This is a genomic window from Caulobacter sp. CCH9-E1, from assembly GCF_001556515.1.
GTDB lineage: Bacteria > Pseudomonadota > Alphaproteobacteria > Caulobacterales > Caulobacteraceae > Caulobacter.
Genome location: NZ_LSJA01000166.1, coordinates 18098 through 31171, shown reverse-complemented (window position 1 = coordinate 31171; position 13074 = coordinate 18098). Strand labels below are relative to the sequence as shown.

Annotated in this window: 13 protein-coding genes; 8 read left to right on the top strand and 5 right to left on the bottom strand. The window is 68.0% G+C overall.

From position 1 onward, the window contains the following. Positions 1–42: 42 nt before the first annotated feature. Entirely contained in the window at positions 43–978 is a 936-nt protein-coding gene (ubiA, locus tag AX690_RS10520; RefSeq protein ID WP_066680343.1) for a 4-hydroxybenzoate octaprenyltransferase, read from the bottom strand. Positions 979–1166: 188 nt separating this feature from the next. Here ubiA and AX690_RS10515 point away from each other — a divergent pair, with 188 nt between their 5' ends. The 4 genes from AX690_RS10515 (at position 1167) to AX690_RS10500 (ending at position 5113) form a co-directional block, all read left to right on the top strand. After that, complete coding sequence (locus AX690_RS10515) at positions 1167–2627, top strand: catalase (RefSeq protein WP_066680345.1); 1461 nt, start codon at positions 1167–1169, stop codon at positions 2625–2627. A gap of 68 nt (positions 2628–2695) precedes the next feature. Further along, positions 2696–2938, top strand: a complete 243-nt coding sequence (locus AX690_RS10510; protein ID WP_066680347.1) for a hypothetical protein — start codon at positions 2696–2698, stop codon at positions 2936–2938. Between the two features lie 69 nt (positions 2939–3007). Next, complete coding sequence (locus AX690_RS10505; RefSeq protein WP_066680349.1) at positions 3008–3292, top strand: DUF454 family protein; 285 nt, start codon at positions 3008–3010, stop codon at positions 3290–3292. A 27-nt stretch (positions 3293–3319) separates the two neighbouring features. Then, positions 3320–5113, top strand: coding sequence for an ABC transporter ATP-binding protein (locus AX690_RS10500; protein WP_066680350.1), 1794 nt, complete (start codon positions 3320–3322; stop codon positions 5111–5113). Here the strand turns inward: AX690_RS10500 and AX690_RS10495 are convergent. After that, positions 5110–6837: a DUF4153 domain-containing protein gene (locus AX690_RS10495; RefSeq protein ID WP_066680351.1), complete on the bottom strand. Its 1728-nt coding sequence runs from the start codon at positions 6835–6837 to the stop codon at positions 5110–5112. The two genes, AX690_RS10500 and AX690_RS10495, sit on opposite strands and share 4 nt — an antisense overlap. Positions 6838–6940: 103 nt before the next feature. Between AX690_RS10495 and AX690_RS10490 the strand changes: the two genes are divergently transcribed. Together AX690_RS10490 and AX690_RS10485 are read left to right on the top strand one after the other, a co-directional pair. After that, positions 6941–8449, top strand: a complete 1509-nt coding sequence (locus tag AX690_RS10490) for a S10 family peptidase (RefSeq protein ID WP_066680352.1) — start codon at positions 6941–6943, stop codon at positions 8447–8449. Positions 8450–8515: 66 nt separating this feature from the next. Next, complete coding sequence (locus tag AX690_RS10485; RefSeq protein ID WP_066680354.1) at positions 8516–8899, top strand: iron chaperone; 384 nt, start codon at positions 8516–8518, stop codon at positions 8897–8899. Positions 8900–9062: 163 nt separating this feature from the next. On the opposite strand, the gene ppk2 is transcribed toward AX690_RS10485, so the two are convergent. Beyond that, a complete protein-coding gene (gene ppk2 / locus AX690_RS10480; RefSeq protein ID WP_066680356.1) occupies positions 9063–9824 on the bottom strand; it encodes a polyphosphate kinase 2 in 762 nt (253 codons plus the stop codon). A gap of 47 nt (positions 9825–9871) precedes the next feature. Between ppk2 and AX690_RS10475 the strand changes: the two genes are divergently transcribed. Both AX690_RS10475 and AX690_RS10470 read left to right on the top strand, forming a co-directional pair. Beyond that, complete coding sequence (locus AX690_RS10475) at positions 9872–10588, top strand: 16S rRNA (uracil(1498)-N(3))-methyltransferase (protein ID WP_066680358.1); 717 nt, start codon at positions 9872–9874, stop codon at positions 10586–10588. 136 nt (positions 10589–10724) lie between these two features. Next, positions 10725–12086, top strand: coding sequence for a glutamate--cysteine ligase (locus tag AX690_RS10470; RefSeq protein WP_066680360.1), 1362 nt, complete (start codon positions 10725–10727; stop codon positions 12084–12086). A 7-nt stretch (positions 12087–12093) separates the two neighbouring features. Here AX690_RS10470 and AX690_RS23290 read toward each other — a convergent pair whose 3' ends face one another. Both AX690_RS23290 and AX690_RS10465 read right to left on the bottom strand, forming a co-directional pair. Then, on the bottom strand, positions 12094–12237 hold the full coding sequence (locus tag AX690_RS23290) for a hypothetical protein (RefSeq protein ID WP_082769607.1): 144 nt from the start codon (positions 12235–12237) through the stop codon (positions 12094–12096). A gap of 109 nt (positions 12238–12346) precedes the next feature. Next, the gene (locus AX690_RS10465) at positions 12347–12874 is read right to left on the bottom strand and encodes a DUF427 domain-containing protein (RefSeq protein WP_066680362.1); all 528 of its coding nucleotides are present in this window, start codon (positions 12872–12874) and stop codon (positions 12347–12349) included. Positions 12875–13074: the final 200 nt, after the last annotated feature.

The window sequence follows — 13074 nt, the reverse complement described above, 5'->3', positions numbered from 1 at the left end:
ACCCCAGCCCCTCCCCGCAAGGGGGAGGGGAGGCGCGCTTTCCTAGAAGCTGACGCCAGGCTTCCAGAGGCCGGCCACCAGCCCAGCCACCACGATCAGCCCGGCCACCGCGTTCGACTTGAACAGCTTCAGCGCGCCCGGTCCGTCCTCCAGTCGCACCGCCGCCGCCTGGCGCGACAGGTGCAGGGCGAAGGCGCCGGCGAAGGGCAGGAACAGGGGCCCGAGGCTCCCGACCCAGGCCGCCGCGATCACGAGGACCGCCGAGACCGCGTAGAAGCCCGCGACGCCGAGCTTGACGTGCTGGCCCAGGCGTCGGGTCGAGGACTTGATCCCCGCCAGGGCGTCGTCCTCGATGTCCTGGATCGCATAGATCGTGTCGTAGCCCAGGGTCCAGAAGATGCCCGACGCGTAGAGCAGGGCGGCGGACCACGAGAGATGCCCCACGGCGGCGGCGTAGCCCAGCAGGGCGCCCCAGTTGAAGGTCAGGCCTAGCCACGCCTGCGGCCACCAGGTGATCCGCTTCATGAACGGATAGGCGGCGACCAGGCCCAGGGACAGAACGCCCAGCAGGATCGCCGTCCAGCCCAGGCAGACCAGGATCAGGAAACTGACCAGGCTGCAGCCGACCAGGAACAGCCAGGCCTGCTTGACGCTGATCAGCCCCGCCGGGATCGGCCGCATGGCCGTGCGCGCCACCTGGGCGTCGAAATCGCGGTCGACGATGTCGTTGAAGGCGCAGCCCGCCGCCCGCATCAGCGCCGCCCCGACGAACACCGCCAGCAGCAGCAGCGGATTGGGCCAACGGCCCTGCTCGGCGGCGGCCAGGGCGATCCCCTGCCAGCCCGGCAGCATCAGCAGCCAGATCCCCGCCGGCCGATCGAAGCGGCCCAACTTCAGCCAAGGCCGCAACTTGGGCGGCGCGTGACGGTCCACCCAGTTGGCGGGCGCGGCGTCGGGCAGGATGGCGTGCGTGGTCATGCGGGCAGGCTTACCCGCGCCGGCATAAGCGGAAAAGAGCAGCCATCGCCTTCAAGCCCTTCGCTGGCTGATCGGTCATGCTTTGATGCGCGAGCATAGAGAAATCCGATCTCGTCGCGAAAAACGATCAATTGGATTTATCGAGGCCCGGCGGCCAAGGTTCGCTCACACCCACGGCGGAGGCAGCCATGACCAAGACGACCATGACGACGACGGCCGGCGCGCCGATCGCGGACAACCAAAATTCGATCAGCGCCGGTCCGCGCGGTCCGCTGCTGATGCAGGACTACCAACTGCTGGAAAAGCTGGCCCACCAGAACCGCGAGCGCATCCCCGAGCGGGTCGTCCACGCCAAGGGCTCGGCGGCGTACGGCACGCTGAAGATCACCCACGACATCAGCCGCTGGACCAAGGCCAAGGCCTTGCAGCCGGGCGCGGAGAGCGAGGTGCTGCTGCGCTTCTCGACCGTCGCCGGCGAGCGCGGCGCGGCCGACGCCGAGCGCGACGTGCGCGGCTTCGCCCTCAAGGTCTATACCGAGGAAGGCAACTGGGACTTGGTCGGCAACAACACGCCGGTGTTCTTCATCCGCGACCCGCTGAAGTTCCCCGACTTCATCCGCACCCAGAAGCGTCACCCGGTCACGAACCTGCGCTCGCCGACAGCGATGTGGGACTTCTGGAGCCTGAGCCCCGAAAGCCTGCATCAGGTCACGACCCTGTTCAGCGATCGGGGTCTGCCCCAGGGCTATCGCTTCATGCACGGCTTTGGCAGCCACACCTACAGCTTCATCAACGCCGCCAATGAGCGCGTCTGGGTGAAGTTCCACTTCAAGTCCCAGCAGGGGATCAAGAACTGGACCAACGCCGAGGGCAATGCGGTCATCGCCAATGATCGCGAGAGCGCTCAGCGCGACCTGTTCGAGGCCATCGAGGGCGGCGACTATCCGCGCTGGACCTTCAGCGTGCAGATCATGACCGAGGCTGAGGCCGAGCGGACCGCGTACAATCCGTTCGACCTGACCAAGGTCTGGCCGCATGCGGACTTCCCGCTGATCGAGGTCGGCGTGCTGGAGCTGAACCGCAATCCGGACAACTACTTCGCCGAGGTCGAACAGAGCTCGTTCTCGCCGTCGAACATCGTCCCGGGAATCAGCTTCTCGCCGGACAAGATGCTGCAGGCGCGGATCTTCGCCTATGCCGACGCGCACCGGTACCGGATCGGCACGCACTATGAGGCCCTGCCGGTCAACCGGCCGCGCTGTCCCGTGCATCACTACCACGCCGACGGCGCCATGCGGTTCGACAGCCCGCCGCGCACCGACGCCTGGTATGAGCCCAACAGCTTCGGCGGTCCTCTCGAGGATCCGTCCGTCGCCGAGCCGGCGCTGCCGCTGCACGGCGACGCGGACCGGTTCAACCACCGGGACGGCAATGACGACTACAGCCAGCCCGGCGCCTTGTTCCGCCTGATGAGCCCCGAGCAGCAGACCCAGCTGTTCGACAACATCGCGGCGGCCATGCAGGGTGTGCCGGAGGCGATCATCAAGCGCCAGCTGGTCCACTTCCACCGGGCCGATCCCGCCTACGCCGCGGGCGTCGCCGAGCGCGTGGGCGTCTCGATCGCCGACATCGCCATCGCCGCCGAATAGGCGACGATTCTGGGGAGGGCGGCTTTACCGCTCCGTTGCCCTCCCCGCCTTTTCTCGAGGATTTCGCCATGACCACCGCCGCTCTTCGTGTTTCCGGATGGGGCCTGCTGCTGGCCGGCGGCGCGGCCGGGATCGTCCTGCCGCACCCGGTGACCACCGCGCTGTGGACTGCCGCCGCCCGGCTGTTCGACAGGGCCGGCGATCGTGGCATGGTCGCGCGGCTGACCTCGGCGACGAAGTTTGGGCCGCTCATCCGGCGAGGTCTGGCCAAGGATCGCGGCTCAACGCGCCTGAGCTTCCACCCCGCTTAAGGGTTCGTGATGTTGCGAACCGCTCTCAATCCTCTCGACAGCGCGTTCCGTGGGCGCGAGGATTGGCGCATGGCCTCCGCCGCTCCGGACCGAAAATCGCGCCGCCGTCGCCTTACCCGCGCCGAGCGATGGGCGCTGGACGGCCTGGGCGGGGTTCTGGTCGCCACCGGCGCGGTCGGAATCGTGACGCCGGGCCTCCCCACCACCGTGTTCTGGATCGGGGCGGTGGTCTGCTTTCTCAAGACCCGTCCCCACGCCGTCCGCCCGATGCTGCGCACGCCCGTCGTCGGGCCGGCGATCCGGGGCTTTCTACGCTGGCGACCGTTCGGGCGAGAAAAAGGCGCCTCCCGCTAGCGGCTCGAAGGCCCTATCTAGCGGCCCATGACCGGCATCCTCGAGGACGAAGACGAAATCGGCGCCAAGAAGCGCGCGCTGTCCAACCGCCAGGTGCTGGCCTTCATCGCCCGCTTCTGGAAGCGGCGGCCGCTGCTGTTTGGCCTGGGCGTCGGCCTGACGCTGGTCGCGGTCGGCTTCGATCTGGCCTTGCCCTACGCCTCGGGACACCTGGTCGACACCGTCGCGACCAAGCCGCGCGGCGACGCCGGCGCCTGGTCGGCCCTGGCCATGTTCATCGGCGTCTATTTCGCCTTCGCGGTGGTGCGCAACATCGCTCACCGGTTCTGGATCCCTCTGGCGGCCCGGAACATGGAGGAGATGACCAACGAAGGCTTCGCCAAGGTGCAGGCCTTTTCGTCGGACTGGCACGCCGACAGCTTCGCCGGCGCGACCGTGCGCAAGCTGACCCGCGCCATGTGGGGCTATGACAGCGTCACCGACGCGGTGACCATCTGGCTGGGGCCGGGCGTCATCGTGCTGGTCGGCCTGTCGATCGCCATGCTGATCCGCCAGCCGCTGGCCGGCGCGATCTCACTGGTCGTGGTGATCGCCTATCTGTCGGTGAACCTGTGGGTCACCGAGCGCTATGTGCGGCCCAGCAACCTGAAGTCCAACGCGCTCGACTCCCAGATCGGTGGGGCGCTGGCGGACGCGGTGACCTCCAATCCGACCGTGAAGAGCTTCGGCGCCGAAGAGCGCGAGGCCCAGCGCCTGGCCGAGGTCACGGCCGCTTGGCGCGATGCGGTGATGGTCACCTGGAACCGCTTCACCGACGTGTGGCTGGGCCAGAACCTGCTGCTGGTCGTGCTGCAGGCGGGCCTGACGGGCGCGATGGTCTGGGGCTGGACGCAGGGCACGGCCACGCCGGGCGACGTCGCCTTCGCGATCACCGCCTTCATGCTGATGAGCGGCTATCTGCGGAACCTGGGCGAGAACATCCGCATGCTGCAGAAGGGCCTCGACGACACCGAGGACGTCGCGGCCTGGACGCGGCTGGAGCCGCAGATCGCCGACGCGCCCGGCGCGCCCGACTTCAAGCCGGGTCCGGGCGCGATCGAGTTCCGGGACGTGACCTTCCGCTACAAGGCCGCCGGCGCGCCGCTGTACGACCATTTCAGCCTGAAGATCGCGCCCGGCGAGCGGGTCGCGCTGGTCGGGCCGACCGGCTCGGGCAAGTCGACCTTCGTCAAGTTGATCCAGCGCCTGCACGACCTGCAGGACGGGGCGATCTTCATTGACGGCCAGGATGTCTCGGCGGTCACCCAGACCTCCCTGCGCCGCGCCATCGCGGTGGTGCCGCAGGACCCGGCCCTGTTCCACCGCACGCTGTTCGAGAACATCGCCTACGCCAAGCCGGACGCCACCCGCGAAGAGGTCGAGACGGCGGCCAAGAAGGCGCGCGCCCACGACTTCATCCTGAAGCTGCCCCAGGGCTATGACACCCTGGTCGGCGAGCGGGGCGTCAAGCTGTCGGGCGGCGAGCGCCAGCGCGTGGCCATCGCCCGCGCCTTCCTGGCCGACGCGCCGATCCTGGTGCTGGACGAGGCGACCTCGTCGCTGGACGTCGAGACCGAAGGCCTGGTCCAGGCCGCGGCCGAGGCGCTGATGGAGGGGCGCACGACGATCGTCATCGCCCACCGCCTGTCGACGGTGCGCGGCGCCGACCGGATCCTCGTTTTCCAGAAGGGCCGGGTCGTCGAGGAAGGCCGCCACGCCGAGCTGAAGGCCAAGGGCGGCGTCTATGCGCGGCTCAACGCGATCAGCGAGGGGGTGGGCTAGCGCCGATTCCCGCAGACCTCCTCGCTTGGACGAAGAGCCAGCACATGGCCGCCGATGATCAGGTCGCGTCGCGGGCGTGGCTCGTCCATCTTCACCTCTCCCGCCTGTAGGGCCGGGGCGAGATCACCGGTTTCACAGTCGGACGACGTGTGAGCGATGCGGTTCCATCGGCCCGCTTGCTGCTTGAACACATCGAATTGGTCCGCAACGCCCAGCAGCACCTCCGCATCGCCGTCGCCGTCGATGTCGAAGATGAGGGCCTGGCAGACCGAGCCCGGTGCGATGCAGCCCGAGCGCAGATGGGCCGGCCAGTCCTGACGAACGAACGACTCCGGAAGTTTGGCCCCCACGGGAAAGACGGTGACGCCGCTGAAGTTGGGCTCGCCCAACGCAAGAACCGAACGAGCCTTTAGCGCGGCGGCCTCGCGAGCTCGAAGCGCGATCTTCGCGTTGGAGCTGGCCTGCAATCGCTCCAGCGCCTGCCGTCCATAGCGATTGCCGTCGAACCGCAGGAACTGGAAGTCGAATTTCTCGGCCGAGACCTTGCCCGACTCCAGCCGCTTGACCTGGCTGGCCACGGACAGCCGCGCCGGTTCGGCGATCGGAGTGAAAAGAGCGATCAGCAGCAGCACGCTGACGGCCGCCATGATCAGGTTGGTCGGCTCGAGCGGCTTCATCCAGGCGCCAGGTCGGATGGCGGCGACCGTGTAGCCGATGGTGAAGCCCAGGGCGACGATCAGGTAGGTCACAGCCATCACCCGGTCCGGGGTCAGGCCGTACTGATGAATCCGCAGCCACAGGGCATAGGCCGTCAGGATCACGATCGGGATCAGCAGGAGGCTTGCCGCGCGGGCTGCCCAGCGCAGGATCGGGTTGGGCGGCTCGAGCCCGTCCTGATAGGCGGCGTTGATCAGGATGATCAGGGCGGCGGCCGCCGACAGCAGCAGGCTCGCGGCGGCCTTGGTGCTCCACAGCGGGGCCAGGCCCGTGAACGGCAGGGTGGCCAGGAAGCCGCCGGCGATCGTCACCATCAGCGGCAGCAGCCAGGCCAGCAGCACGAGGCCCACGGTCCGCACGCCGCGCACCAGGCCCGCGCGGGCCTCGGTCAACTGCACGGCCATGTGGACGGCGGCGGCGAACATCAGGCCCGTGGCGGGGAAGGCGAAGGCGGTCTCGCCGATCAGCTTCTGGATCGCCTCGACGCCGATCAGCTTGAACAGCGCGCCGGCCAGGGCCAGCAGCAGCCAGAAGGCGCCGGTGAAGGCCAGCGACAGAAACAGGCGGACGACGTTGGTCCCGACCAGGTCGAAATAGTCGGCGTAGGGCGCGACGGGTCTGCCCGCCGCCTCGGCCGGTTGGACCAGGTGGTGGGCGATGAACAGCAGGGCGGCGACGGCGACGAACAGCGGCGGCGACAGTGGTCCCGCGCCCAGGCGGTCGGGCCCCGCGCCGACCCAGGCGGCGTGGACCGCCATGATCGCGACCAGGGCGGCGGCCATGGCGCTCCAGGCGATGAGGGCGCTCCGGCGCATGGCCGACAGGGCCGACAGCGGAATCAGCGGAACCATCAGAACGCAGACCAGCAACGGCGCGTAGAGCATCGGCGCGGTCGCCGGCCAGGCCTTGGACTCGTCGGCCTTCTGCAGCAGGAACAGCACGATTCCCTGGGCCAGGCCGATCGCCAGTCGCGTCACGGCGGCGGCTCTCGCGCTGCTCTTATCCATCCTCTGCGTCTCCCTGGGTTTTCCGCAAGCGAGCACGCTTTGGAACGGTTGTGAAGATTTGCAGGTTGCCCTAGCAATTTCGTCCTCAGTCGAGGGGACGAACATGAAACAGGTTTTCGGCGGCGGCGTCGCGGCCGTGGTGGCGTCGTTGGTGCTGGCGGGTTCGGGGCTGGCCACGCCGGTCTTGGCCCAGGACAAGGGCGGCGACAAGCCGGCCGCCGAGAAGGGCCTCGATCTGCCGGCCTTCCCGGCCGACAAGTCGGTCAAGCAAACCACCGTCATCGCCGGCAAGACCATCGCCTACACGGCCACCGTCGGCGCGCTGCCGGTGCGCGACGAGAAGGGCAAGAAGGTCGCCGAGGTGGTCTACACCTCGTACGTGCTGGACGGCCCGCGCGACCCGAACCGGCCGATCACGATCGCCTTCAACGGCGGCCCCGGCGCGGCCAGCGTCTATCTGAACTTCGCCCTGGGCCCCAAGCGCGTGCAGTTCGGCGCCGAGGGCGACAGCCCCTCGGACTTCAGCAAGCTGCAGGACAATCCGGCCAGCTGGCTGGACTTCACCGACCTTGTGTTCATCGATCCGGTCGGCACCGGCTTCTCGCGCTCGCTGGTCGGCGAGGAGGAGACCAAGAAGCGCTTCTACGGAGTCAAGCAGGACATCGAGTACCTGTCCCGGATCGTCTTCGACTATCTCGTGAAGAACGAGCGTCTCACCTCGCCCAAGTACCTGGTCGGCGAGAGCTATGGCGGCTTCCGTGGCCCGCGCCTGGCCTATGAGCTGCAGACCGATCTCGGCGTCGCCGTGAAGGGCGTGGTGTTGGTCTCGCCGCTGCTGACCAGCGCCGGCCGGAGCTCGCAGGAGATCTCGCCCCTGCCGGCCATGTGGACCCTGCCCTCGATCGCGGCCGCCAAGCTGGAGCGGGACGGCAAGCTGACGCCCGACTCGATCAAGGCCGTCGAGGACTACACGCGCGGCGAATACATGGTCGACCTGATGAAGGGTTCCGACCCCGCCGCCCTCCAGCGCCTGACGACCAAGGTCTCGGCCATGACGGGCCTTGATCCGGACTATGTGCGCCGGGCCGGCGGGCGCCTCGAGACGCAGTCGTTCCTGCGCGAGGTGTTCCGCGACAAGGGTCGCCTGGGCAGCCGCTACGACAGCAACGTCACCTCGCTGGATCCCTTCCCGTTCGCGCCCGAGCAGGAGGTCAACGACCCGATCCTCGACGCGATCATCGCGCCGACCACCAGCGCCATCGTCGACTTCACCACCCGCATCGTCGGCTGGAAGCCGGACGCGCGGTACGAGGCGCTGTCGGGGACCGTCAACCGCCTGTGGGATCGCGGCCGCGGCCCCGACACCGAGTCGGTGTCCGACCTGCGCAAGGTCGTCTCGGTCGACCCGAAGCTGAAGGTGCTGATCGTCCACGGCTACAACGACCTGTCGTGCCCGTTCTTCGCCTCCCGCCTGGTTGTCGACGCCATGCCGGCGACGGCCGCTGGCCGGGTGACCCTGTCCAACTATCCAGGCGGTCACATGTTCTACAGCCGTCCCGACAGCGGGGCGGCGTTCCGCAAGGACGTCATGGCGCTGTACGGCGCGAAATAGTCGATCCGTTCTGTCGGCGGGGGGCTTCCGCGAACGTCCTGGGGTCTAGCGATCGAGGAACGACCGATGATGAAGCCCCCCGCCGCGTCCATCGACGACTATCTCTCAAAGCTGCCCGCCGAGCAGCGGGCGGCGTTGGAGACCCTTCGCGGCCAGATCCGCGCCCTGGCGCCGGGGGCCGAGGAGGCCATCAGCTACGGCCTGCCGACCTTCAAGCTGAACGGCAATCTGGTGCACTTCGGCGCGGCGGCGAAGCATTGCGCCTTCTATCCCGGCGCGGTGATCACGCAGTTCGCCGATCGCCTGAAGGGCTTCGAGACCGCCAAGGGCACGATCCGCTTCCAGCCCGACGCGCCCCTGCCGCCGGAGTTAGTGGAAGACATTGTCAGGCATCGGGTGGCCCAGAACGCGGCGATCGCGGCCGAGCGGAAGGCGCGGAAGACGCGCTAGTGAATCCTTCTCCCCTTGCGGGAGAAGGTGGCGGCCGCAGGCTGCCGGATGAGGGGTTGAAAGTCCTATCCGGCTCTCACGCTGGCCATCGGCCAATCATCAAAGACTGGCGCGACCCCTCATCCGGCCCTTCGGGCCACCTTCTCCCGCAGGGGGAGAAGGTTCACCGCGCCAGCCGCCCGTCCTCAAGCGCGCTGGGTTCGAACGAGAAGATCACTTCCGGATCGGGCTTGGCCACCGCCTTGGCGATCTTCTTGTCGCCGGCGGCGTGCAGCAGCCAGCGGATGACGTTGAGCCGCGCGGCCTTCTTGTGGTCGGCGCGAACGCAGATCCACGGCGCGACGTCGCTGTGGGTGCGCATCAGCATCTCGTCGCGCGCCTCGGTGTAGGCGTCCCACTTCTCCTCGGCGACCTTGTCGAGGTCGCTGGTCTTGAAGGCCTTCAGCGGGTCCTCGCGGCGGGCCTTCAAGCGCTTGGCCTGCTCCTCGCGGCTGATGTCGAGCCAGAACTTCACGTAGCGGGTGTCGTTCTCCACCAGCATCCGCTCGAAGGCGGGCACGTCGCGCAGGAACTGCTCCTGCTGCTTGGGCGTCGAGAAGTCCATCACCCGCTCGACCCCGGCGCGGTTGTACCAGGAGCGGTTGAACAGCACCGCCTCGCCGCAGGCCGGCAGATATTCGACATAGCGCTGGAAATACCACTCGCTGGCTTCGCGATCGCTCGGCTTGGGCAGGGCGACGACCATGGTGGCGCGCTTGGAGAGATGCTCGACGATGCGGGCGATCGTGCCGTCCTTGCCCGCCGCGTCGCGGCCCTCGAAGATGGCCAGGATCTTCCAGCCGTCCTTGATGGCCTTCTTTTGCATGGCGATCAGCGCCAGCTGCAGCTGGACGAGCTCGTTGTCGTAGTCGTCGGATTTGCTCATGACGGCGAGCCTACCCCTCAAAAGTAGAGTTGCGCTAGAAGGACGCCATGATCCGTCTTTTCGTTCCCAACGACCTGTCGGCCGGCGCCGGCGTCGTCCCCACCGTCGACCAGTCCCGCTACCTGACCTCGGTCATGCGACTGTCGGTCGGCGACGAGGTGTTGCTGTTCAATGGCCGCGACGGCGAATGGCGCGCCAGCATCGTCGAGGCGACCAAGCGCGGCTGCCTGTTGAAGGCCGACGCTCAGACCCGGCCCATGGAGACGGGGCCGGACCTCGACCTGATCATCGCCATGGTTAAGCGCGGCCGGGTCGAGACCATCGTGGAGAAGGCCGCCGAGCTGGGCGCGCGCCGCGTTCGCCTGACGATCACGCGCCGCACGAATGTCGACTTCGTCAAGCTGGGCCGCCTGGACGCCATCGCCATGGAGGCCGCCGAGCAGACCGGTCGCCTCGACGTGCCCGAGATCCTCGATCCCGAGAAGCTGGACAAGATCCTGGACGGCTGGGACCCGGCGCGACGCCTCGTCTTCTGCGACGAGGGCGGCGACGCCAGGCCGGCGATCGAGGCGCTTGCGGGGACCAGCGCCCCGGCCGCGATTCTGATCGGCCCGGAGGGCGGTTTCGCCCCCGAGGAACGCGAACGGCTGCGAGGACTTTCCTTCGTCACGCCGGTGTCGCTGGGGCCTCGCATCCTGCGCGCCGACACCGCCGCGATCTCGGCCATGACGCTCTGGCAGGCTGCGGCTGGGGATTGGCGATAGAATTAAGCTCAGGGCTGCCCCTTGAGGTTCGCAAAGAAAACGCCCAACTGGGCGTGACCGAGTAGTATCGCCGTCGGCGGAGAGAATGGGCCCTCTCCTCCCGCAGCATCGAAACCCCTGGGGAGGGACGGCTTGCATGGCCGACATCGCTAGCGTCCAGGAGCGTCCGCTGACGCTCTCCGACCTGACCGACTATTTCGCGCGGGGCTGCAAGCCCAAGGCGGCGTTCCGCGTGGGCGCCGAGCACGAGAAGTTCGGCTTCTATCTGGGCTCGCACGCCCCTGTGCCCTACGAGGGCGACAAGGGAATCCACGCCCTGCTGACCGGCCTGCAGCGCTTTGGCTGGACGCCTGTCATGGAAGGCCCGACGATCATCGGGCTGGAGCGCAATGGCGCCAATGTCAGCCTGGAGCCAGGCGGGCAGTTCGAGCTGTCGGGCGCGCCGCTCAAGACCATGCACGACATCTGCGACGAGACCGGCAAGCACCTCGACGAGGTGAAGACCGTCGCCGACGAGCTGGGCTTGGGCTTCGTGGGCCTGGGCTTCTCGCCGCTGTGGAAGCGCGAAGAGGTGCCGGTCATGCCCAAGGGCCGGTACGTCATCATGCGCGAGTACATGCCCAAGGTCGGTAACCTCGGCCTCGACATGATGCTGCGCACCTGCACGGTGCAGGCCAATCTCGACTTCTCCAGCGAAGCCGACATGGTCGCCAAGTTCCGCATGAGCCTGGCCCTGCAGCCAATCGCCACGGCCCTGTTCGCCAATTCCCCGTTCACCGAAGGCAAGCCGAACGGTTTCCTGTCGGCCCGCGCCAACGTCTGGACCGACACCGACGCCGACCGCACGGGCCTCTTGTCGTTCGTGTTCGAGGACGGCTTCGATTTCGAGCGCTACGCGCGCTACGCCCTCGATGTGCCGATGTACTTCGTCAAGCGCGGCGACAAGTACATCGACGTGGCCGGCCGATCCTTCCGCGACTTCATCGAGGGCAAGCTGCCCGAGCTGCCGGGCGAGATCGCCACGATGAAGGACTGGGCCGACCACACCACGACCGCCTTCCCGGAAGTGCGGCTGAAGACCTATCTCGAGATGCGCGGCGCCGACGCCGGGCCCTGGAGCCGCCTCTGCGCCCTGCCGGCGCTGTGGACCGGCGTCTTCTACGACGACGCGGCCCTGGCGGCGGCCTGGGACCTCTGCAAGGACTGGACGATCGAGGATCGCGAAGGCCTGCGTCGCGACGTGCCGCGTCTTGGCCTCAAGGCGACCGTCGCCGGCCGCACGGTGCAGGACGTGGCCAAGGACTTCGTCGCCATCGCCAAGTCGGGCCTGAAGAACCGCGCCCAGCTGAACGGCGGCTTCCTGGACGAGACGATCTATCTCGGCGACCTGGAAGAGATCGCCGACAGTGGGATCACCCCCGCCGAACGCCTGCTGGCGCTCTACAACGGCGACTGGAAGGGCGACATCGGCCGGGTGTTCACCGACTGCGCCTACTAGGCGGCGGCTAGAAGATCGCCCGCACGCCGGCGATGATGGCCACCCAGGAGCCAAGCGCAAAGGCGACCGCCGCAAGCCGGCCCCAGGCGATGGGGGGACGGTCGGTCGCGGCGTGAACGGCGTCCGCGTGATTGAAAGAAACGTAGGCCATGGGTTTCCTCCGCGCCCCTCTGCCGGGAGCTCGACCATAGGGTCGCGCCAGCAGCTCTTAACGCGGACTTAAGTCCGGCGGGATGCGACCAAATGGCGACGGGGTGCGGCTAAATGGCACCCACGCCCTTGTAGGGCGGGTCGAGCTCGGGCTCGGCCTTGTCTGTGTCGGGCATGTCGACGTTTGGCGGCCAGCGCTGGGCCTGGCTGTTTCCCGAGCCGCTGTCGGTGTGGCGCACCACCTCGTCGACATCCATCGCCTCGGTCTCGGCGGGCGAGCGGTCGTCCAGCTGGAACTCCACGTGCTCGGGATAGAAGGCCACGCGCCCGGCGATCGGCCCGACGGCCGCATAGGGGTCCTCGTAGGACCAGGCCGCGTTCTCGATGATCTGGCGGTCTCGGTAGATGGTGAAATAGGCCGCGTCGCCCTTGTAGGGGCAGTGGGTCACCTTGTCGGTGCGGCGCAGGAACGGCATCTGCACGCTGTCGCGCGAGAAGTAATAGACCGGCGGATAGTCGGCCTCGCGCAGTACGAGCACGTCGTCGCTGTCGGCGATTTCGTGACCCTCGAAGATCACCCGCACCACGCCCGAGACGTGGTCGATCGTGATCGGATGGCTGGCGTCGGGGATCTTCATCTTCGGCTCCCGAGAAACAAAACGTCGGACGATCAACGCGCGGAGGCGCGGCCAAGCTCCCGCCTGAGGGCGCGGCGCGGGCTGCAACGGCAAGCCGTTGCTTGTGAAACGTCCGGCCGCGTGATCTTCTCCCCGGCCATCGGGGTCGGCGAGGGCGATTTGACCCGGACCGCGTCGAGGGGGCGCGCCGGGACGGCCCG